Genomic DNA, 17,038 nt, shown 5'->3' with positions numbered 1-17,038 from the left:
TCCCGGAGGCTTTTGTTTTGTCGTTAGATGTTAGTCATCCGAGATTAGATCATCCATAGCTTCTAAAGCTTTGATGGCTTGCGCCAAAACAGCCTCAGCTTTCAATGCTTCGAGTTCTATTTTGGTGGGAGTGTCACCGTCGGGTTCGGCTGTTTTCAGTAGTCGCTTTTTGATTTCATAAAGCGCGGCTATATCTTTTCTGAGTTGCGAATTTTGCAGCATTTTATTTTCCTGTGGGGTGTTTGGGCGTGGATGGAGTGTCGCGCTAATTGCCAGAATCACAGATGACACAGTAGCGCTCGGTTTTAGTTAGTGTGTGCGATCAGATTCCTCCTGATTAGTAGCGCTTGCTCAGTGCTTAATTGCTGAATCTGCTGCGGTGGCTGCCAGCGAGGGCCCCAGTTCTGCCGAAGTTTGGGAAGGGCGATCGGACTGGGGAAGAGTTCGGCGGCATTAACCCAGACACCAACACCGAAAATCTGACTCGCATAGTAAGCATCAAACTGTTGGCGCGATACCTTTGCCAGTTTGCCTTGCTCCGATGCCCGCCACAGTCGATCGAGCGGTAGTCTCTCACGCTTCAAAACCCGAACAATTCCTAGCAGTTCAGCAGTCGGCAATGTGGCATAAATTGCAATATTATCGCCGGGTTTTAGGGATGTTCCGAAATTGCCTTTTCTCAGTTCGATCGACTTGGGATTCTGACTGAGGAAGAAGGCAGAGGCCCAGCGCGGGCGGACTGAGATTAGGTAAGTGTTAGTCATCCTAAATTTCCGCCTCCCTTGCAATTCGCCTTCACATATTTGATTGAGCGTCCCAATCCCTTTATAAATCCTTCTTCATCTTCAATGCGAGATGCACTTCCTCCCCATCCTGTAATTTCATGTTGCAAAAAAGGTCGTCCCGCGTACTCAATATGCTGGATTGTAATGGCGGGTTCGGGGTTCGGATTTTCTTCGATTACACGGTAGTTAGCTGGCATTGTTTTACTCTCCTTTAGTTGCGGTCATTGCCAGTCAGTTCATAGTCAAAGATGATGTTGCCCCGTCGTAAAAACTCTGCAAAGATGGCATCGTAGATGGGGTTAAGGATGTAGTCTGGGAGGATGCGGATTAACTTACTGAGCATCGGTGTTATCCTCCCCTTTGCTTAGCTTTTCAAGCATCTCTCTTGCGTCTATGTAGCGCTGATTGTTTCTTCCCCCATCCTTCACACCCCAGAGTAGCCAGATTGTCTTTTGCTTACCTAAGTTTTGAGCAATTACAAGCTTGGCTAATTGCACCCGCCGTTCGTGTTTCTTCAATGGGAAATCGTCAGCGAATACGGGCGGAAGGTTTTCGGCTAGCACTTCAGCTAAGAAGCCATTTAAGCTCTGGTTTAGGGCTTCCGAGGTATTCAGCCCTTCCGAGTCTGCCGACCCTTCCGCTCCCTTCCCGTAAAGGTTTAAGGGGTTTCCGGTATCTTGCTCTGGCAGTGTGGCATCCGTCCGGGATGGGGTGTCGGGAGTGTCAATTTGAGCGTCGGAAACGTCGGCAACTGCGGACTTATGCACGTCAATTTTAGGCATCAAGCCTAATACTGGATTGCCGATGGTAGATAAAATGATTGGTGTTTGCTCGCTCATTGAAGGCTCGATTAATAGCCTCAAATCTGACGCTAATCTGTCCCTACTCTCCTTGCTGGCAATCACATTTGAGTTATTTAGCATTTGCTCAATTACACCATAGGAGCCTTGCTCTTCATCGTTAGCGGTAGTCCTGACTAAGCCTTGTGCTAACAGCGCCAAATTAAGCCGGATATTAGAGTCAGCAACACCACTAGAGGCGATATTGAATGATTGGGTGCAGATGAAATACCCGACGTTATACTGACCGCCCACAGTGGCTATCGTGCCTAGCTTGGTGGCGATATTTTCCCAGACGGCAGAATTCCTTTTTTGAGATAGGCACTGGTGAGTCGCGAACCAGTCCTCAAGAATTAGTTTAATAGGTCGATCGCGGTAGGTTTCCTCAGTCGCTGGTTTTGATTTTCTGGTCTGTAGCTTCTCGTAAACTTCATCCAAAAACTGCATTGATTGTTCAATTTGTAGCGGGTCAAAAACTGTCAAACGGTTACTTGCAACACCGGGGAAGTCCTCGTACTTTTGAGAAATCACATAGATGTCAGCTTGCGGAAACCGTGTTGTCAGGTCGCCTAGCCACTTGTGCAGAGTGTGGGTTTTTCCGCAGCGAGTAGGGGCCGCGAGAAAGATTGAGGTATTGATGCCCGCTAAGGAATTTAAGATTTTGCTGGCAGTCCGGCGAGATATCTCAATATTGGGGTCGGGCCCGATCGCCGCTGCTGTCGATGATTCCACTTTGTCGCCGGGGTTAGCCACGCTGTCGAGCGTCGTTGTCCCGGTTAGCTGTGCCTGTTGTTGCCGTGGGTCAATGCCAAGCGATTCGCAGTAGGCAGTTTCAATCTCCCCTTGAAAAGCTACATCATCAGCCTCTAAAAGGGTTTTGTACTGTTGCTGGGTTCGTGCCATTTGATAGGCAGATTCAGCAGCATAATCGAATTCTTGAGCTTTCTGCTGATAGCCTTTAATCCGTTGCCTCATAGGCTCTAATTCCCCTTCTTTGCGGGCGATGAGCATAACCATCACCATCCCCCCAGTAGCCAACAGAGAAAGGAGAATCTTGATGCCACCGTACCCGCGCTCTACACTTCTAAATTCTGCTTTGGGAGGTACTAACCAAGCTGGCTGAGATTCAATCCGATTCCCTATTCTGTACTCGATTCGATCGTTGAAAGGCAAAGCGGTAGCGCCAACAATTCCGGCAACACTGAGACTTAACAAACCTGCAACAATGGGCTGATTTCTATTTGCTAACATTTAATTTGCTCCAAATTTGTGCGCCGACAAAACCCAAGGTAATTACAATCAATGCAAAGCTAAAAATCAGTAGTTGAGAATTGGCAATTATCCACGCTTGCCACGCATCCCAGTTACCCGCAATCAAGGCAGTCGCGACGGCAATTAGGATTAGTTGCGATCGAAGTTTGGCAGTGCCTTCAGAGGCTAAAGTGAACACCGCTAAGCCCAAGCCAACAGCCGGAATGAGAATCACAGCGCTAGGGATTAACGCCGGGATTGCCCGCACAATCAGCGACACAGACAAACCAGCGCCGAAGTAGGAGCCGAATTCTCCCCAGTTCCCCGTCAAGTTCCAGAACCGTTCGATGTTGGTTACTTCGGGAGTTTTTGCGACTGTTTTATTTTCAGTTTGTGAAAAATCGCCAGCGTTCAAATAATCGAATTCTGATGAATCAAACTCTGAGATATTCATGAAGAGAAAGGCGAGTATTAACCCGCCCGATAAACTACTATTTGCGTCCTGTGAAAAAGTCGAAAAGACCACCTAAAAAGCCTTTGCTACCGTCTCCGATAGAGGCACTATTTCCACCGCTCGAACCGCCTGACACAGCAGGTATGGGGTCAAACTCCGTAGCATTAATGTAGTTGGTAAAAGCACTCCGACGCTGCTGCATTGCAATTGCTTTCTGCGGGCTGGCTTGGATGGCTTTTAAGGATTGCTGAAAGCCGTTTTCTTGTACTTGTCCCTTTGCCTGATGGTTCGCCTTAATCAGCAATAACCGCTGGCGAAAATCCATGTTTTGCAAGGTTTGGACAGACGCGCCCTCGACTTTGATTAAGCCTAATTCGTGCTGTAATTTTTGCTGCAAATTAATGATTTGTTGGTCATGTTTGGCAGAAGCGACAATGGCTTTATCAACGTACTTGTCAATCTGTAGCTTGTCTGTCAATCCGCTCTCAATAGCCTCAAGAGTCAGCCGTTCCACCTCGACTGTGTTGGCTCTGATTTTGGTGTGGTGGCGGTTGTAGGCGGTGCGTAGTTGCTTCTGTAGATCCAGAATCTTTGCCTCTTTGGCTGCTGCATTTACTATCTCTGGGGTCAGCGGGCCCGATTCGTAGTTGAACTGTTTTCTTACGTGTGCAGCGCCGGGGGTTTGGGCTACTCTGAATTGCTGTTGCATGATAAAATTCCTTTAGAGTGCGGTGAAGCCCCCTGAATAAGGGGCTTTGCTTGCGGGGCCAGCCGGTTACTTTTGCGAGGTCGGCTGGCTTGAATTTTGGTTGTTGCTGTTGTTGTTGATTGTCAGGTCGCCATGCACAGTTATTGGTGCTTGAGTTTCCTTTCTTCCTGATTGATAGCCTGCATCGTAAGCCCCAGCAATGATAAGAGCGCTGGTCAATGCAGCACCGCCAATCATCAATCGGTTTAGGGTTTTGTCGAGATTTTTGTCATCATCAAGCATTTTTTTGCTCCTCAGATTGATTGATTTTCTCTTGTTCTTTTTCATTCAAGGCTTGGATGTAAGCGAGAATAGCTTCTTTCTGTTCTGGCGGTGATTCCCGCAAAACTTCCAAAAAAGCCTGAGATTGGGTTTTTTTTTTACCGTGGGCAAAAACAATCTCAGAATCAGTTTTATCAGTCATTATTCAATCCCTCAAACTGTTAATTTGCCCCAATACTTCAATGCCTTTTGCATCTGTAATCCCTTCATCTCTGAGGCTCTGAGCTGCCACTACAACAGCGTCCTGAGATTTGTTAGCGGTGACATTAAACTGCTTTGGTGAGTTGCTTTCGCGCTGCACTTTCACTTTGTAAAAAGCCATTATTTAGTTCTCCCAAAAAACGTTTTAATTTGCCGACTTTCACCCGGTTCGGGTTCGGGTAATTTGTCAGCTACCGCTCGCAGTGCATCAATGGCGCAGACTTCAGAATCAGCCTCACACCGAAAAATGCGGGTAGGGTGGCGACTGCTAACAACGTGCACGTCGCGAAAGTGCTGGTTTTTAGATGTTGAGTTTGTCATTATTCAGCCCCCCCTAACTTCATTGCCCGCAGTTGTGCCAGAACTTCAGCTTGTGCCTTCTGTTCAGCTTGAAACACTGCGAGAGCACGCGTGGCCCCACGGTTTTGAGCGGCGTTGATTTCAGCATTGTCTAAGTCAGCATCGCGCTGTTGTGCTGCTTGATTTTCGGAAGCAATTTGAGCTAGAAGCTGCTGCACATTTTGATTCAAGGATGCCGAGGCAGAATTGGCATTCTGATTCAATTGGGTGATCCGTCGATCGAGTGCAGGCGTGTATTCCGAGATTGTCAGTGATCCGGCAGTCGGTGCGATCGGTGCCGCTTCTACCAGTTGGCGAAGCTCGCTCAGTTTTCCTGCATTCAATAATTTGCAAGCTTTAAGAGCAAACTCAGAGTATTGGGTGGCTCGCGCTTCCCCACGGCGTAAGGCTTTAAGTTCAACGCCGTAGATATCCTGTAGTTTGGCGATCGCCTTTTGCATCCCCGACTTGCTCAAATCAAGAATCGATTGCACTTGCGCTGCTGAGTACCAGTGTTTGATCGCAATCGATTCTGGCTCATGAGTATCGATTGGTGTCACCTCTACGTCAATCACTGTCTGGTTTTCAAGGTTCATAGTTTCGCCTCTTTGGGAGAATCAATTCGGAATCGATTTGGAATCGATTCGTCTATGTGTGCTATCTTAGTCTCAATTTACATCACTTGTCAAGAGTGATGTAAATAATAGTTAGTCTTTGTATCGGTAGACTTTTGCGGATAATGTGGAATATATAGACACCGCAAAACAATGACCACCAAGAGGCCACGGACTACGATCAGCTTTGACGATGACGAATATGAGGAATTAAAAGAGTGGGCGGATTCTGAATATCGCACTATCCCTCAATTAGTTCTCGTTTTTGTTAAAAAAGCACTGGAGGAACGAAGAGAACGCAATGCCCAAGACTCGCAGGCAGTACCCGTCACGTCTACAAAAGTAAAACCGACTGCAACAGCGAAAGCCAAGCGGGGAAAGGCAAGTAAGGGTGCTAGTTAATGTCTAGCAACTATTTAGTAAATGTCTAGCTAAGGAGAAGATTTTAGTGACCGAACCAATCAAAGCCATAAACGCCACCATCGAATTAAGCGATACCTTGTCAATTGACGGGTACATGATGCCAAACGGCGAATTCCGAGCGGGTGCAGTCAGCGTATCCGCAGTAATGGGTTACAAACGTAACTGGCTTTTGGAGATCGAGGATAAGTCCCCAGATAAGCTAAAAGCGTTATCAGACAAAGGTTATAGAGGCACGAGTCTGATACCAGTTCAAAGGGCTGGTAGAGGCGGAAGTAACAAAGCTCGAACTATCAGCCTCAAAGACCTCACCACGCTAATAACGGTTGAAGCGCTTGCTGGCAACAAACGAGCGATCGCCCTTCAAGCAGCCTTCACCCTAGAAGGACTGGACTCTCGGTTCCGAGATGCTTTTGGAGTACAACAGCGGACACCGGATGAAAAGCGGCGGTTCTTTGGCCTGACTTTTGAGGAGTTTCTTGAGGCATTAGCTGAAAATCGGGCTGAGCTAGAACAGTTGCGGCTACCGGGCGATGACTTGTATTACCCAGAGGGCGATGAGGAGTGACCCTTGGGCATTCCGGGGACAAACGATGAGTCTGGTTGAGTTACTATCAAGGTTCTCCCAGCCGATCGCCCGTGGGCATCGCGACTGTGGGAGTGATCAGCTACCTATTAAATAGATCGTTTACGGTTTTATTAGGGGTGAGAATACCACTTTATGTAAAGTGGTAAATACGCTAAATCACCGATGCCTACTGGTTTCTCGATCCAATTCTCTGGTATTTTTTTGTAGATTATAAGGCTGTAAAAATACACCATATCTCTAAAAAAATCAATAAACGCTCGACTGATATATAGTCGTCTATCTACGCGGGTAGCTAATTTTTTAGACAAAGGCGCGATGGCTGTCCGATCGAATCTGCGCGGTCTGGAGGATTTTCGGGTTTAGATTTTGCCAACCTTGGCATGACACCTACTCCCTAGTTTTGAGCCAATCACTCCAGACGTTTGGAAAATTAGTTTGAGTGTTCGATCGCAATAAACTTTTGTAGTGTAAGATATGAGGAAACAACGCTCTTTTTTAAGTTCGTATGTCGCAAGAAACTCAAAAAGTATTCCCCCGAATGACGTGCAGCCTCAGCAATGAATTACTGCACGACATAGACAAGATTTGCTACGAACATCGGGTAAATAGATCGGAATTTGTTCGGGAAGCCCTAACAACCTATCTCAAATACTTTCACGCACAAGCTCACAAAATCAACACATCAAACGAAGAATCCCTAGTAGTCTAAGGGCTTCTAGGGATTTAAATTGTTTGAAATTGTTTGAAATACACTCCCAACTTTGTTGATTATCGGGCAAGACTAGCAACAAAGTTGGACTCTTCCACATCAGAGATGTGGCTAATAGTCTAATTATGAACTATAACGGCTTTGATTATGCAGTGCGTATAATCAAAAGGTGGAATTCTTTTCCCCAAAACGCTAGACGCGGTGCTATTGCTTGCTTTGCGAGATTCTTCAAAAATGCGTCTAGTCAAAAAAACTTCTTTAAATCTGGAAACCCTGGATATCGCTCAATTCTACCACAATCCCTTGTAAATACGCAAGCAAACCGGGGATTCTCTGCACCTACCTTTGAAGCGATCGGGGGTGCAGCATGAATACCCCACAATCTACGCAAGAAAGCCACGAGCTTGATACCGCGCAACCTACACCGGAACATCAAGCCCACATCGAAGCCGACATCGATCGGGGTGATGTAGTGGTGGCACAAGCCACGCCGGATTTAAGCGGCTTCGGGGTATTGTGCAGCCTTAACGAAAAATTTTCCCTCACCCCCGAACACGAGCAAAAAATCGCAGATAGAGGCTTACTCAACGACTGGGCTCGTGCGACTTGCTGCTCTATAAGTAAGGCTCAAGCTTCTTTGGCAGGGTTCTCGGTGAAATCGGCAGGAATCTTGTTCAAAGGAGCGAATGGGCAAGAGCAACTCCGGCCCGACAAGCCAAGGAAAAAGAGCAACGGCGACATCATAAAGTACGAAACCAAATCGGGGGAGGCTTTCGATGCTATTCTCCCCACAAGCCCCTACACCCCAGATTACTGGGATGAAGCAAATCTGAGAAAGGAGTGCTACCACATTAACGATGTGCCCTACCTTCTCGTTACTGAAGGGGGCTACAAAGCGATTTCTGGTTGCTCAAATGGCATTCCCACGATTGGATTGCTAGGTGTCGAGATGGGTTTGACGGGCAAAAAAAGCGACCCCGAAAAACAGCGATTCCTGATACCGACTTTGCGAAAATATGCAGAGGCTGGCTTCGGCTTTATCATTGCCTTCGATGCCGATGCCCTCACAAATTCCAATATCTGCGAGGCCGAGCGAAAATTGGCTAAGCAATTGGGTAAATTCGGTGTGCCAGTGCGGACTATTACCGGAGATTGGGCCCCCGCCTCAGTGATTGAGGGAGGCGAGGTGAAAAATACAAAAGGTATGGATGATTTTATTCAGCATAAAGGGATTGAAGAATTCCGAGTAATCCTTACCAAAGCCAAGCTATTCGGCGAGAAAGAGAATGATGAGGCGGGAGAACGCCTCGACAAAAAACCTCCTACACCCCGCAAGGTAGCAGCCCAAATAAAAGAGGATTACGGGCATCAATGGAAATACGATAACGAGCAAAAAACGTGGCGTGTATGGAACGGTAAGTGCTGGGAGAAGATTGAAATAGGGGCGTTTACCAGTTTGGTCAAAACCACGCTAGATGCAAGAAATATAAACTACCGTGGGAGCGCATACATTGAGGATGTTAAGAAACTATTGGAGCATGATTTGCGCCAAGTTCGCTGGCTGGCATGGGACAATACGCAATACATCAATTTCAGCAATTGCGTACTCGAAGGCAATAAGAATAAAGCCCTAGAACACTCTCCGGGCATGGGATTTATTTCATACTTGCCGTATGATTATAAGCCATTACAAGGCGACTTGGGAGATGGTCTTGAGGCTCTATCGGTAAATTGTCCAAAAATTTATAAATTTTTTCACGAGGCAATGAATGCCGACAAGCGCAAAATGCTAAAGCTTTTGGCTATCATCAATGCCCTACTCAAACGCCGTTTTTTTGACTTGCAAATGTTCGTTCACCTAATAGGAAAGCCTGGTAGCGGTAAGGGTAAATTTGCTCGGCTCTGCCAGAAATTGGTAGGCAAGGATAATTCTATCGGATGCCAGCTTGAGCGCCTAATCGACGGCTCGACTAAAGCTTCCTTAATTGATAAGCAATTGGTAGTTTTTCCCGACGAACGCAAACCAGTAGGAATTAATAACATCCTAAGCTTGACCGGGGGCGATGTAATTAGCTACCGGGAACTGCACACTCCGGCAGCTAGTGCTTACTTCTACGGGAGCCTGCTGATTTGCTCCAATAAACCCATCTTTATTGGCGATACCACTGGATTAGAGCGCCGATTATGCCTAGTTGACTTCGATAATCCCGTACATGAGGATAAGCGCGATCACAGCCTCGAAGCAGAGCTTGATGCCGAAATACCTGCACTAATCACCATCGCCCTCTCATTGCTCGATTCTGCTGTTACCCAAGCAATACGCGGCACTGGAGCAAACCAGATTATGGAATTCAAGCTGAAAGAATGGGAAATGAAAATCGAGACAGATTCTATCGCAGCATTTTTCGATACAGAGCTGGTGCTTGCCGACTCAACAACGACTCCGACCTCAAAGCTATATGAGGCCTACAAAACTTGGTGTGAGAATAGCGGGCTGAAGCCTTTTAGTCTGACCAAGTTCCCCCGCCACCTAAGCGAACTGCTGACCGATCAGAGACTATCCGCCAAGTGGTGCAAGGCTCGAACATCAACGTTTGAGGGATTGCGACTGCGATCGGAACATGATGAGCATCCCACTTACTCACAATCCCTAGAAAGCCTTGCACCACTTGCTACACCACTTTGCACCACTTCTACACCACTTGATGCACCACTTGAGAATATACCCAGCAAGGGTTTGCACCACTTGCACCACTTAGAAGGTAAACCTTACCAAGAAAACTCAAACAATCAATTTTCATCACCGGAAACAGCTTGTAATCAAGAGGCAATTACAGAAATTCCTGTACAAGCAAAAGAAAATCCCCCCCCAAGTGGTGCAAGTGGTGCAAACTCCCTGCCTGCAAACATTTCAACTGGTGCAGCAAGTGGTGCAGAAGTGGTGCAGGATACCCCCTCAAGTGGTGCAGTCGGTTCAAAGCATAAGGAATTTAAAGAGGGCGACCGCGTAGTTATAACCGAGGTCGGTCACCTACACCACGGGCAGAAGGGAGAGGTGATTTGCGTTAGCTACGGCAGTAGAGAGACGGATTATCGAATCAAGCTCGACAAAGCATCGCACAATCTGGAAGTGATTACAGTTGCGGTTCCAAAAATCTCACACGCGCCCGTCTTGATGCAATTGAAGGCCGAGGAAGGCACACCATGCTAGAAACTAAGCAGCAGTCCCGATCGCCCTCCCCGTCCTCGATCGCCCAAGATGCCCACGCCGAATGTGTCGAGTTCATCCGATCGGCAATAGCCGAAGCCGATCGAAGCCGCTACCAAAAAAATAGCTAATTTTTGTGTGCCCAAAAGTCAGGCAAGTGCCGTATAAAGTCGGGCAAGTGCTGTACAAAGTTAGTGAGAATGCAGGCATTTGCAGGGGATGCACTTTACCTGCAAATGCCTGTAAATATCCTGCTTTCCGCCTGACTTTGTAGGTCAAATTGCTGCTTTTTTGTGCTGTTCGTGTCTTGACCTGTTGAGACTGTTTATGGCTGTTCTTTCTCGGTAGCAAGCAATGTTTTTGTGATCACAAACCATGACTAATGTGTGCAGACATAAAAATAATCCGCCCCATCAATATTGAGCATACTGCTTACCCACAGTTCAAACCTTATTGATATGGAATAAGGAACGACTCGCGAGTCGCGACTGAAGCGTCCATGCCTCAATAAGAGCGGTAAGGTATGGGACAGGCACTGCGAATTATGTTTTTGTTGGAATATATTAGCGATCGCTCCTTACGGCAAGAGATTACTGCTTGTACTCATAACGTGGAGAATTATAACCGCCATTAATAGGTGGAAGTTGAGCGACTGCTGTAAACCGACCGACTGCTGTAAACCGAGTCAGGCGGTAAATTTTTATCCGACTTTCAAGCTCGCTCGGACAATAACTGTTTAGCCGATTGCTTCATCGCGAGTCCGACAACAGCAATTTATGCGACTGTCAAGGCTGACATAACGGCTGCTACGCTGCCAAATTTTTCGCACTTGCTCAACTTGATTTTTTATTCAATTTAGATAACGGCTGCTGTGTTGCCACTTTTCTCACACTTGCTTAACTTGATTTTTAATTCAATTCCGATGCCACAACTTGACTATTAAATCAATCCAGTCTTTGTTAAAAAGGCTAAAAAATAGCTAATTGTTGCGGAGCGCTAAAGTCAGGCAAGTGCAGTATAAAGTCAGGCGTTTGCAGTACAAAATCAGTGAGATTACAGGCATTTGCAGGGACTGCACTTTACCTGTATGTACACGAAAATATCCAGAAAACGGCTACAAATGCCTGAATTTGTCGGTCAAACGGCTGCCTTTTTGTGCTGTTCGTGTCTTGACCTGTTGAGGCTAGTTATGGCTGTTCTCAACAGGTAGCAAGCAATGGTTTTGTGATCACAAACCTGACTTTTAGGTGCAGACAAAAAATATCCACCCTATCAATATTGAGCATATTGCTTACCCGACTTTCAAACTCTCTCGGACAACAACTGTTTAACCGATTGCTTCATCGCTAGTCCGACAACAGCAATTTATGCAACTGTCAAGGCTGACATAACGACTGCTGCACTACCGACTTTCTAGCACTTCGCAAATTTGATTTTTAATTCAACTTACCATACCGAAACTTGACTATTAAATCAATTCAAGTTTTGTTAAAAACGCTAAAAAATAGCTAATTTTTGTGTGCCCAAAAGTCAGGCAAGTGCCGTATAAAGTCAGGCAAGTGCAGTATAAAATTAGTGAGAATGCAGGCATTTGCAGGGGGTGCACTTTACCTATATTTACACGAAAATATCCCGCAAACGCCTGAATTTATACAGCACTTGCCTGACTTTTTGTGCTGTTTCTGCTTTTGCCTGTTGAAGCTGGTTATGGCTGGTTATGGCTGTTCTTGATAGGTAGCAAGCAATGTTTTTGTCCGTACAAACCGGACTTTTACGTGCAGACACCTATGATGCACCCTTATGAATGGGGCATCATAGGTGTCAAGGCGATCGCGCTCTTGCTGGCTATCGGACGAACGATTCCCTCGCCATCATCGACATCAGCCGGCTGCTTCGCTTGCAAACAGGATAGCGGGCGCGCGCTCGCGTCGGGCATTCGCCACCAATGCCGAACTGCACCAACTGGCTTGCGTCGTGCCCGGCAACGCTCCTTCGTAAAGGCGGCTGTCGTGAACACCAACAGGCTCGCTCCTGGCTTCAATATCGACTCACGCTCGCGTCAAGCACAGTTCTATCAAAGTCCAAACAGCCAAGAGTCCAACTTTCGAGCCAAGGCTGTCGAAAGTGAACGATCGCTAACTTCAACTCCCAAGAAATCCTATGGCACTCTTGCAAAAACCATAAAAACCATAAAATGATTATTTTTACCCCCCCTCTTACGTCTATTTGACATGGCTTGCTATGCGACTGGCGCGCTAATTACGAGGATTTAGGAGGATTCAAGAGGTGTCGGAGTACAGAAAATCACGCCAAAAGCAACAATTATTTACAAAAAGTGATAAGCATTTATACTTAAAATGAGGCTAAAAGTAGGAAATTGGAGGTGTAATGAGTAAAAAATGTGCTGTTTTCTCCTCTTTTTTCCTCCTTATTTTTGGCTAAAAATTTTGAACCAGTCAGAGCGACTTTTCTGCATTGGTTTGGTCAAGGTGCACTCGGATTGATACAGTTAATGGGGAGCCAGTGATAGCGAATTCCAGGCTTATTCGGATATTCGAGTAACGGTAGCCGAGTCACGAGTTGCACCTTTTAAGGTCGAGACAATTCTTTGAAAGCGCAATGCTGTCGGCTAGTCTAGTAATACTAGCTATCGCCACAAACACCTAAAAACTGGGGGATGGGGGTGTCAAAGGGCTTGAATTTTACCCGCTCTTCAACTGTTCCGATAAATGCCATCGATGCCATGTTAGCCCAGTGTGTCAAAGGGCTTGAATTTTACCCGATATCCAACTGTGCCGATTGCACGAACATTGCTCCTACTGTTGTGACAACTTCGTAGCAGCACTAGCATCAATTGCCGCAACTGTCCCATTGAGCTTGGGTAGCGTCGGTACAGCCTTAAATTTAGAGTCGTTTGACGATCGCGCTCTTCAGAAATCAAGTACAACCGTGGCGTTAAGCGAAGGCAATTGTCACTACCTTCAAAGTGCCTAGTTTAACAAGTTTCCCGACAGGAGCTCTGACTACAAAATTTACTGGCTTGCCGAAGTAACGCTATTAGCATTCTGGCAGCAAAAAAATATTGAGGCACTTCGCTTTTTTGTACAAAAGTGCGGTAGCACTGCATTCAATAAAGCCAAACAAACTGAACTGCAATTCAAGAAGAGAAAAACGTTACCGCTATTGTTCCGATACATTAATATGTCATAGCTGAATAGCTATCACAAAGCGGCAATCTTTTAAGCAGCCTTAACAGCTTTTCAATTAGTTCGGCTTGCTCAATTGTGAAAGTACAGCTTGCTATAACTGCTACAGTTAGTAGCTTGCCTCTGCTACAATCGCTGAATTTTGGGAGTGTAGAGCTTGCTGTTAAATTGTTAAATAAATCTTAAGCGTACCGAGACAGGAAAAAACCTCAAAATTAACTTTTTGAGACTGGGTTTTCATGATTTTTTTTGCATAAATTTGAGTTTTTGTGAGTTTTCATGAGTAAAACTATGCAAGCTCAGCTTGAATTATTAGCTGAAGTCGAAGCAGTATTTGCAGCAAAAAACTCACAAAAACTCACAAAAACTCAAATTTATGCAAGCTGGGAAACCAAGGAAAAAAGCAGGGATGAGGGATAGCAAGCAATGTTTTTGTGATCACAAACCTGACTTTTACGTGCAGAAAGAGAAATAATGCACCCTCCTTTTACGGAAGCCTAACCGTAAGGTCGGGTTTAATACTTTTTTAAGCTTTAATGACAACTGTAACTATTTGTATTACGATTCAAGCTGAATATTATACAGCTATAAGAAATTAGCTTTTGCTTGCTGAAGTCGAGGCTACCGCCATTACACCCAAAAAGGATTATCCTATTGACTGCTGTCGTGAGCAATCGCCGATCGCTATAGGAAGCTTGCACAAAAAGCAGGAATGGGTGGTAGCAATAGCAATGTTCAGAGATATATTTATACTGCTAAAGAAATTAACCGCCGAATGGATGAAACTTATGGTGCGATCGCTCCTACAACCGCAATTCAGACACAAGCGATCGCTGTACTCCCGAAATAACTCACGCCCTTCAACGAGCGCCGAACATTAAATTAAAGTCGGGGACTGCCAACGGCGCATTCTGCTGAACCGTTGAAAAGCAAGCTAATTGCCTCACCGTCTGAGGTTTATGTCTGGCCTGACCCTGGCTGGTGTCGTCAGAGGGCAGGCGATCGCACCCCTGTACCGTTCAGTCCCCCAAGCGGCTAAAAACGATCCAGAACTTTACGCTTTGCTTAGCCTGATTGACGCACTGAGAGTAGGTCGAGTGCGGGAGCAACGTTTGGCAGAAGGCGAACTTAAAAACAGGCTCCTCACTGTATGAACCCGCAGATATCTATGCTGGAAACAGTCGTACCCAATGTAATAGAACACCAACAGGCTTGGTGGATGGCTGCAAGAGCAACGGTCACGCACAAGCCAACTGAACTACAACTCTTGCTATAAAATGGCTACCGCCCTTGTTCCGAAGATTGATACGAATAGCTGCATAGCGAATAACTGGGGGGCAATCTTTTAGGCAATCTTAACAGTCTATTCAATTAGTTCGGCTTGTTCAAAACAACCTATTCAATTAGTTCGGCTCAGCGAGAAACAACCTATTCAATTAGTTCGGCTGGCTCAAGATTGAGATTAAATTATCAATCTTGAGCCTGTTTTGAATCAATTGCAATTTCCATTGCTTCAATTCAGGATTGCAGAGTTTGTTGTAAAAATCTTAAATAATTCTTAAGCGTACCAGGACGGGAAAAACCCTCAAAATTCACTTTTCTCAAGTGAGTTTTTTTGAGTTTTTCTGCATAAATTTGAGTTTTTTTGAATAAATTTGTGCAAGCTGCAAATTGAAGTGTTCGCTGTTTTTGGCTTAATTAGCCACAAAAAACTCATAAAAACTCAAATTTATGCAAATTTATGCAAGGTAGAAAGCTTGCACAAAAAGCAGAGATGGACGGTAGCAAGCAATGTTTTTGCGATCGCAAACCTAACTTTTACGTGCAGAAATAGAAATAATGCACCCTTATGAATGGGGAATCTTAGGTATCAAGGCGCTTGATTGTTACCCGCTCTTCGACTGTGCCGATTGCTCACATTGCTCAGGCAGTTGTTGTGGCGACTTTTGTGGAGGCGATCGACGCCGACAACTGTCACAACAGCCGATGTGGTGGCGGTTGTCGGCGCGGCAGAATTTGCCCGGTTCAAACTGCATTACTGTATTGCTCTTCAACATCTGTTAACGCCCCATCAGTTGCCAGGAGAGTACGCTGATATCGCTCCTCAAAAATAGCGATCGCCAAATTTCCCAAATACCGCTCTCTGAGGAAAGTATTTGTAGCTAGAGATCGCGCTCGCGCCGTTCGGTAATGCCTGCATTCAGAGCGGGCGGACTCTCCACGAACCCAGGATGCCTCTCTTTGAACGAGCGAGCTCCCGGGTAGAAAATTGGCTCTAGTTGAGAGTCAGGTTGCTGACACCGCCACCACTGCCAGATTTGCCCTGCGTCGAGTCGGGTGTCCGAGTGGCGGATGACGAACCAAGCGGTGCATGACGAACCAAGCGGTGCCCGCGTCGCGAGAGGAAACGGGCGCTTCCTCTCGCGACGCGGCGGTGGAAAAGTTAATTTAAGTATTTTCCTGCGTAATTTAAGTATTTCCTGCCTGAACCAACTATTTTCTCGCATGAAAACAGTTATTTTCATCAAAACTTGACATAAGTTTAACAATTATCAGTAAATATACGGAAATATCTCCTGACTCGCAGCAGCAGCAACAACTAGGAAATTCTGTATTTATCACTATATACTTATAATCGAGCCTAAGCGATAATAAGGACTAGCAACAATTCGCTTGCCGTCATTCGAGTAAGTGCAAGTAAAAATTCCTCGATCTACTTGGCGATCGCGCCAAATCAATTAAAAATCAAGGGTGCAGCCATGACTTTAACAAAGCCGTTCCGATTGCCTTTTCCCCAAAAAAGTAGCAAAAGCATAAATTTTGCAACCCCTACCTTGACTGTCAACCCTACAACAGGCAGTTTGAGAACTCGAACATCAAGCAAACAATCAATAATAATAGTCCTGGACGCATAGACTCTACTTGTATGATGCGCCGCTCCCCGCCTTACCACTACAAATAGTGTCAAAATTGACCCGTTGAATCGAGGACTGAATAAATCGAGTCTAGGACTGAATAAATTGAGTCTAGGACTGAATAAATTGAGCCTAGTCCTGAATAAATTGAGCCTAGGACTCAATAAATAGCGAAAGCGAGTAACAATAGCGAAGGCGGGCTACAGTCGTTTAAGGAGTACGGATTCGCCTTATAACTCCATTCAAACAGGCGACTCGACCAAAGCGGGTAACATAATTGCAACTCGCATCTCCTCAAAAAGATAAGTGACGCATCCAAGCTTACCAAAACTATTATTTAACCCTCAAATCAGGAGTGCAAGCGAGTGCCTTTAACAGACCCGATTGGAGAACCTTTAATAGAAGTGGAATCCTTAATTCCCGGACTTGCCCCAACTTTCGCCCCACAACTGCCGGGAATTCCGACTCACAAAACCTT

The 17,038-nt window shown here is 45.8% G+C and carries 26 protein-coding genes; 11 read left to right on the top strand and 15 right to left on the bottom strand.

Annotation, left to right across the window (positions count from 1 at the left end):
• Positions 1–30: 30 nt before the first annotated feature.
• The 12 genes from IQ263_RS17355 to IQ263_RS17305 form a co-directional block, all read right to left on the bottom strand.
• Positions 31–222 (bottom strand): hypothetical protein, encoded by a 192-nt coding sequence (locus IQ263_RS17355; protein ID WP_194068715.1) that lies wholly within the window; start codon positions 220–222, stop codon positions 31–33.
• An 83-nt stretch (positions 223–305) separates the two neighbouring features.
• Positions 306–764, bottom strand: a complete 459-nt coding sequence (locus IQ263_RS17350) for an ASCH domain-containing protein (protein ID WP_194068713.1) — start codon at positions 762–764, stop codon at positions 306–308.
• The gene (locus IQ263_RS17345; RefSeq protein ID WP_194068711.1) at positions 761–982 is read right to left on the bottom strand and encodes a hypothetical protein; all 222 of its coding nucleotides are present in this window, start codon (positions 980–982) and stop codon (positions 761–763) included. Before IQ263_RS17345 ends, IQ263_RS17350 begins: the two co-directional genes overlap by 4 nt.
• A 14-nt stretch (positions 983–996) precedes the next feature.
• On the bottom strand, positions 997–1,128 hold the full coding sequence (locus IQ263_RS29395) for a hypothetical protein (protein ID WP_255515896.1): 132 nt from the start codon (positions 1,126–1,128) through the stop codon (positions 997–999).
• The gene (locus IQ263_RS17340) at positions 1,118–2,875 is read right to left on the bottom strand and encodes a hypothetical protein (RefSeq protein WP_194068709.1); all 1,758 of its coding nucleotides are present in this window, start codon (positions 2,873–2,875) and stop codon (positions 1,118–1,120) included. The genes IQ263_RS29395 and IQ263_RS17340 overlap by 11 nt, the downstream gene beginning before the upstream one ends.
• Positions 2,862–3,329 (bottom strand): hypothetical protein, encoded by a 468-nt coding sequence (locus tag IQ263_RS17335; protein ID WP_194068707.1) that lies wholly within the window; start codon positions 3,327–3,329, stop codon positions 2,862–2,864. Before IQ263_RS17335 ends, IQ263_RS17340 begins: the two co-directional genes overlap by 14 nt.
• Before the next feature lie 37 nt (positions 3,330–3,366).
• On the bottom strand, positions 3,367–4,038 hold the full coding sequence (locus IQ263_RS17330; protein WP_194068705.1) for a hypothetical protein: 672 nt from the start codon (positions 4,036–4,038) through the stop codon (positions 3,367–3,369).
• A 66-nt stretch (positions 4,039–4,104) separates the two neighbouring features.
• Complete coding sequence (locus IQ263_RS17325; protein WP_194068703.1) at positions 4,105–4,320, bottom strand: hypothetical protein; 216 nt, start codon at positions 4,318–4,320, stop codon at positions 4,105–4,107.
• Positions 4,313–4,501, bottom strand: coding sequence for a hypothetical protein (locus IQ263_RS17320; RefSeq protein WP_194068701.1), 189 nt, complete (start codon positions 4,499–4,501; stop codon positions 4,313–4,315). The genes IQ263_RS17325 and IQ263_RS17320 overlap by 8 nt, the downstream gene beginning before the upstream one ends.
• A gap of 3 nt (positions 4,502–4,504) precedes the next feature.
• Positions 4,505–4,681: a hypothetical protein gene (locus IQ263_RS17315; protein WP_194068699.1), complete on the bottom strand. Its 177-nt coding sequence runs from the start codon at positions 4,679–4,681 to the stop codon at positions 4,505–4,507.
• A complete protein-coding gene (locus IQ263_RS17310; protein ID WP_194068697.1) occupies positions 4,681–4,881 on the bottom strand; it encodes a hypothetical protein in 201 nt (66 codons plus the stop codon). The genes IQ263_RS17315 and IQ263_RS17310 overlap by 1 nt, the downstream gene beginning before the upstream one ends.
• On the bottom strand, positions 4,881–5,495 hold the full coding sequence (locus tag IQ263_RS17305; RefSeq protein ID WP_194068695.1) for a hypothetical protein: 615 nt from the start codon (positions 5,493–5,495) through the stop codon (positions 4,881–4,883). The genes IQ263_RS17310 and IQ263_RS17305 overlap by 1 nt, the downstream gene beginning before the upstream one ends.
• 171 nt (positions 5,496–5,666) lie before the next feature.
• Between IQ263_RS17305 and IQ263_RS17300 the strand changes: the two genes are divergently transcribed.
• The 6 genes from IQ263_RS17300 to IQ263_RS29890 all read left to right on the top strand — a co-directional run bounded on the left by IQ263_RS17300 (position 5,667) and on the right by IQ263_RS29890 (position 11,073).
• A complete protein-coding gene (locus tag IQ263_RS17300; RefSeq protein WP_194068693.1) occupies positions 5,667–5,915 on the top strand; it encodes a ribbon-helix-helix domain-containing protein in 249 nt (82 codons plus the stop codon).
• 46 nt (positions 5,916–5,961) lie between these two features.
• Complete coding sequence (locus tag IQ263_RS17295) at positions 5,962–6,501, top strand: hypothetical protein (RefSeq protein WP_015211690.1); 540 nt, start codon at positions 5,962–5,964, stop codon at positions 6,499–6,501.
• Between the two features lie 559 nt (positions 6,502–7,060).
• Positions 7,061–7,231 (top strand): ribbon-helix-helix domain-containing protein, encoded by a 171-nt coding sequence (locus tag IQ263_RS17290; RefSeq protein ID WP_194068691.1) that lies wholly within the window; start codon positions 7,061–7,063, stop codon positions 7,229–7,231.
• Between the two features lie 367 nt (positions 7,232–7,598).
• The gene (locus IQ263_RS17285; protein WP_194068690.1) at positions 7,599–10,442 is read left to right on the top strand and encodes a phage/plasmid primase, P4 family; all 2,844 of its coding nucleotides are present in this window, start codon (positions 7,599–7,601) and stop codon (positions 10,440–10,442) included.
• On the top strand, positions 10,436–10,570 hold the full coding sequence (locus tag IQ263_RS29390) for a hypothetical protein (RefSeq protein ID WP_255513216.1): 135 nt from the start codon (positions 10,436–10,438) through the stop codon (positions 10,568–10,570). The genes IQ263_RS17285 and IQ263_RS29390 overlap by 7 nt, the downstream gene beginning before the upstream one ends.
• 392 nt (positions 10,571–10,962) lie before the next feature.
• Complete coding sequence (locus IQ263_RS29890) at positions 10,963–11,073, top strand: Tn3 family transposase (protein WP_071884050.1); 111 nt, start codon at positions 10,963–10,965, stop codon at positions 11,071–11,073.
• 983 nt (positions 11,074–12,056) lie between these two features.
• Here the strand turns inward: IQ263_RS29890 and IQ263_RS17275 are convergent.
• Positions 12,057–12,224 (bottom strand): hypothetical protein, encoded by a 168-nt coding sequence (locus IQ263_RS17275; RefSeq protein ID WP_194068689.1) that lies wholly within the window; start codon positions 12,222–12,224, stop codon positions 12,057–12,059.
• 13 nt (positions 12,225–12,237) lie between these two features.
• On the bottom strand, positions 12,238–12,375 hold the full coding sequence (locus tag IQ263_RS17270; RefSeq protein ID WP_194068688.1) for a hypothetical protein: 138 nt from the start codon (positions 12,373–12,375) through the stop codon (positions 12,238–12,240).
• A 1,549-nt stretch (positions 12,376–13,924) separates the two neighbouring features.
• Between IQ263_RS17270 and IQ263_RS17265 the strand changes: the two genes are divergently transcribed.
• From IQ263_RS17265 to IQ263_RS17250, 5 genes are all read left to right on the top strand, one after another.
• The gene (locus IQ263_RS17265) at positions 13,925–14,065 is read left to right on the top strand and encodes a hypothetical protein (RefSeq protein WP_194068736.1); all 141 of its coding nucleotides are present in this window, start codon (positions 13,925–13,927) and stop codon (positions 14,063–14,065) included.
• A gap of 292 nt (positions 14,066–14,357) precedes the next feature.
• Positions 14,358–14,495, top strand: a complete 138-nt coding sequence (locus IQ263_RS17260) for a hypothetical protein (protein ID WP_194068687.1) — start codon at positions 14,358–14,360, stop codon at positions 14,493–14,495.
• Between the two features lie 109 nt (positions 14,496–14,604).
• On the top strand, positions 14,605–14,799 hold the full coding sequence (locus tag IQ263_RS17255; RefSeq protein WP_228050130.1) for a hypothetical protein: 195 nt from the start codon (positions 14,605–14,607) through the stop codon (positions 14,797–14,799).
• A complete protein-coding gene (locus IQ263_RS29385) occupies positions 14,796–14,921 on the top strand; it encodes a hypothetical protein (protein ID WP_015211696.1) in 126 nt (41 codons plus the stop codon). The genes IQ263_RS17255 and IQ263_RS29385 overlap by 4 nt, the downstream gene beginning before the upstream one ends.
• Positions 14,922–15,528: 607 nt before the next feature.
• Entirely contained in the window at positions 15,529–15,759 is a 231-nt protein-coding gene (locus tag IQ263_RS17250) for a hypothetical protein (RefSeq protein WP_228050129.1), read from the top strand.
• A gap of 48 nt (positions 15,760–15,807) precedes the next feature.
• Here IQ263_RS17250 and IQ263_RS28640 read toward each other — a convergent pair whose 3' ends face one another.
• The gene (locus IQ263_RS28640; RefSeq protein WP_228050128.1) at positions 15,808–16,170 is read right to left on the bottom strand and encodes a hypothetical protein; all 363 of its coding nucleotides are present in this window, start codon (positions 16,168–16,170) and stop codon (positions 15,808–15,810) included.
• Positions 16,171–17,038: the final 868 nt, after the last annotated feature.

This window comes from Tychonema sp. LEGE 06208 (assembly GCF_015207505.1).
Classification (GTDB): Bacteria; Cyanobacteriota; Cyanobacteriia; order Cyanobacteriales; family Microcoleaceae; genus Microcoleus.
The sequence above is the reverse complement of the archived record's forward strand: the minus strand, read 5'-3'. Positions and strand labels throughout refer to the sequence as shown.

Bases quoted from the DNA above. Each gene is read 5' to 3' on its own strand.
- IQ263_RS17355 (WP_194068715.1), bottom strand. From the start codon at position 222: ATGCTGCAAAATTCGCAACTCAGAAAAGATATAGCCGCGCTTTATGAA.
- IQ263_RS17350 (WP_194068713.1), bottom strand. From the start codon at position 764: ATGACTAACACTTACCTAATCTCAGTCCGCCCGCGCTGGGCCTCTGCC.
- IQ263_RS17345 (WP_194068711.1), bottom strand. From the start codon at position 982: ATGCCAGCTAACTACCGTGTAATCGAAGAAAATCCGAACCCCGAACCC.
- IQ263_RS29395 (WP_255515896.1), bottom strand. From the start codon at position 1,128: ATGCTCAGTAAGTTAATCCGCATCCTCCCAGACTACATCCTTAACCCC.
- IQ263_RS17340 (WP_194068709.1), bottom strand. From the start codon at position 2,875: ATGTTAGCAAATAGAAATCAGCCCATTGTTGCAGGTTTGTTAAGTCTC.
- IQ263_RS17335 (WP_194068707.1), bottom strand. From the start codon at position 3,329: ATGAATATCTCAGAGTTTGATTCATCAGAATTCGATTATTTGAACGCT.
- IQ263_RS17330 (WP_194068705.1), bottom strand. From the start codon at position 4,038: ATGCAACAGCAATTCAGAGTAGCCCAAACCCCCGGCGCTGCACACGTA.
- IQ263_RS17325 (WP_194068703.1), bottom strand. From the start codon at position 4,320: ATGCTTGATGATGACAAAAATCTCGACAAAACCCTAAACCGATTGATG.
- IQ263_RS17320 (WP_194068701.1), bottom strand. From the start codon at position 4,501: ATGACTGATAAAACTGATTCTGAGATTGTTTTTGCCCACGGTAAAAAA.
- IQ263_RS17315 (WP_194068699.1), bottom strand. From the start codon at position 4,681: ATGGCTTTTTACAAAGTGAAAGTGCAGCGCGAAAGCAACTCACCAAAG.
- IQ263_RS17310 (WP_194068697.1), bottom strand. From the start codon at position 4,881: ATGACAAACTCAACATCTAAAAACCAGCACTTTCGCGACGTGCACGTT.
- IQ263_RS17305 (WP_194068695.1), bottom strand. From the start codon at position 5,495: ATGAACCTTGAAAACCAGACAGTGATTGACGTAGAGGTGACACCAATC.
- IQ263_RS17300 (WP_194068693.1), top strand. From the start codon at position 5,667: ATGACCACCAAGAGGCCACGGACTACGATCAGCTTTGACGATGACGAA.
- IQ263_RS17290 (WP_194068691.1), top strand. From the start codon at position 7,061: ATGACGTGCAGCCTCAGCAATGAATTACTGCACGACATAGACAAGATT.
- IQ263_RS17285 (WP_194068690.1), top strand. From the start codon at position 7,599: ATGAATACCCCACAATCTACGCAAGAAAGCCACGAGCTTGATACCGCG.
- IQ263_RS29390 (WP_255513216.1), top strand. From the start codon at position 10,436: ATGCTAGAAACTAAGCAGCAGTCCCGATCGCCCTCCCCGTCCTCGATC.
- IQ263_RS29890 (WP_071884050.1), top strand. From the start codon at position 10,963: ATGGGACAGGCACTGCGAATTATGTTTTTGTTGGAATATATTAGCGAT.
- IQ263_RS17270 (WP_194068688.1), bottom strand. From the start codon at position 12,375: ATGCCCGACGCGAGCGCGCGCCCGCTATCCTGTTTGCAAGCGAAGCAG.
- IQ263_RS17265 (WP_194068736.1), top strand. From the start codon at position 13,925: ATGAGTAAAACTATGCAAGCTCAGCTTGAATTATTAGCTGAAGTCGAA.
- IQ263_RS17260 (WP_194068687.1), top strand. From the start codon at position 14,358: ATGGGTGGTAGCAATAGCAATGTTCAGAGATATATTTATACTGCTAAA.
- IQ263_RS17255 (WP_228050130.1), top strand. From the start codon at position 14,605: ATGTCTGGCCTGACCCTGGCTGGTGTCGTCAGAGGGCAGGCGATCGCA.
- IQ263_RS29385 (WP_015211696.1), top strand. From the start codon at position 14,796: ATGAACCCGCAGATATCTATGCTGGAAACAGTCGTACCCAATGTAATA.
- IQ263_RS28640 (WP_228050128.1), bottom strand. From the start codon at position 16,170: ATGAAAATAACTGTTTTCATGCGAGAAAATAGTTGGTTCAGGCAGGAA.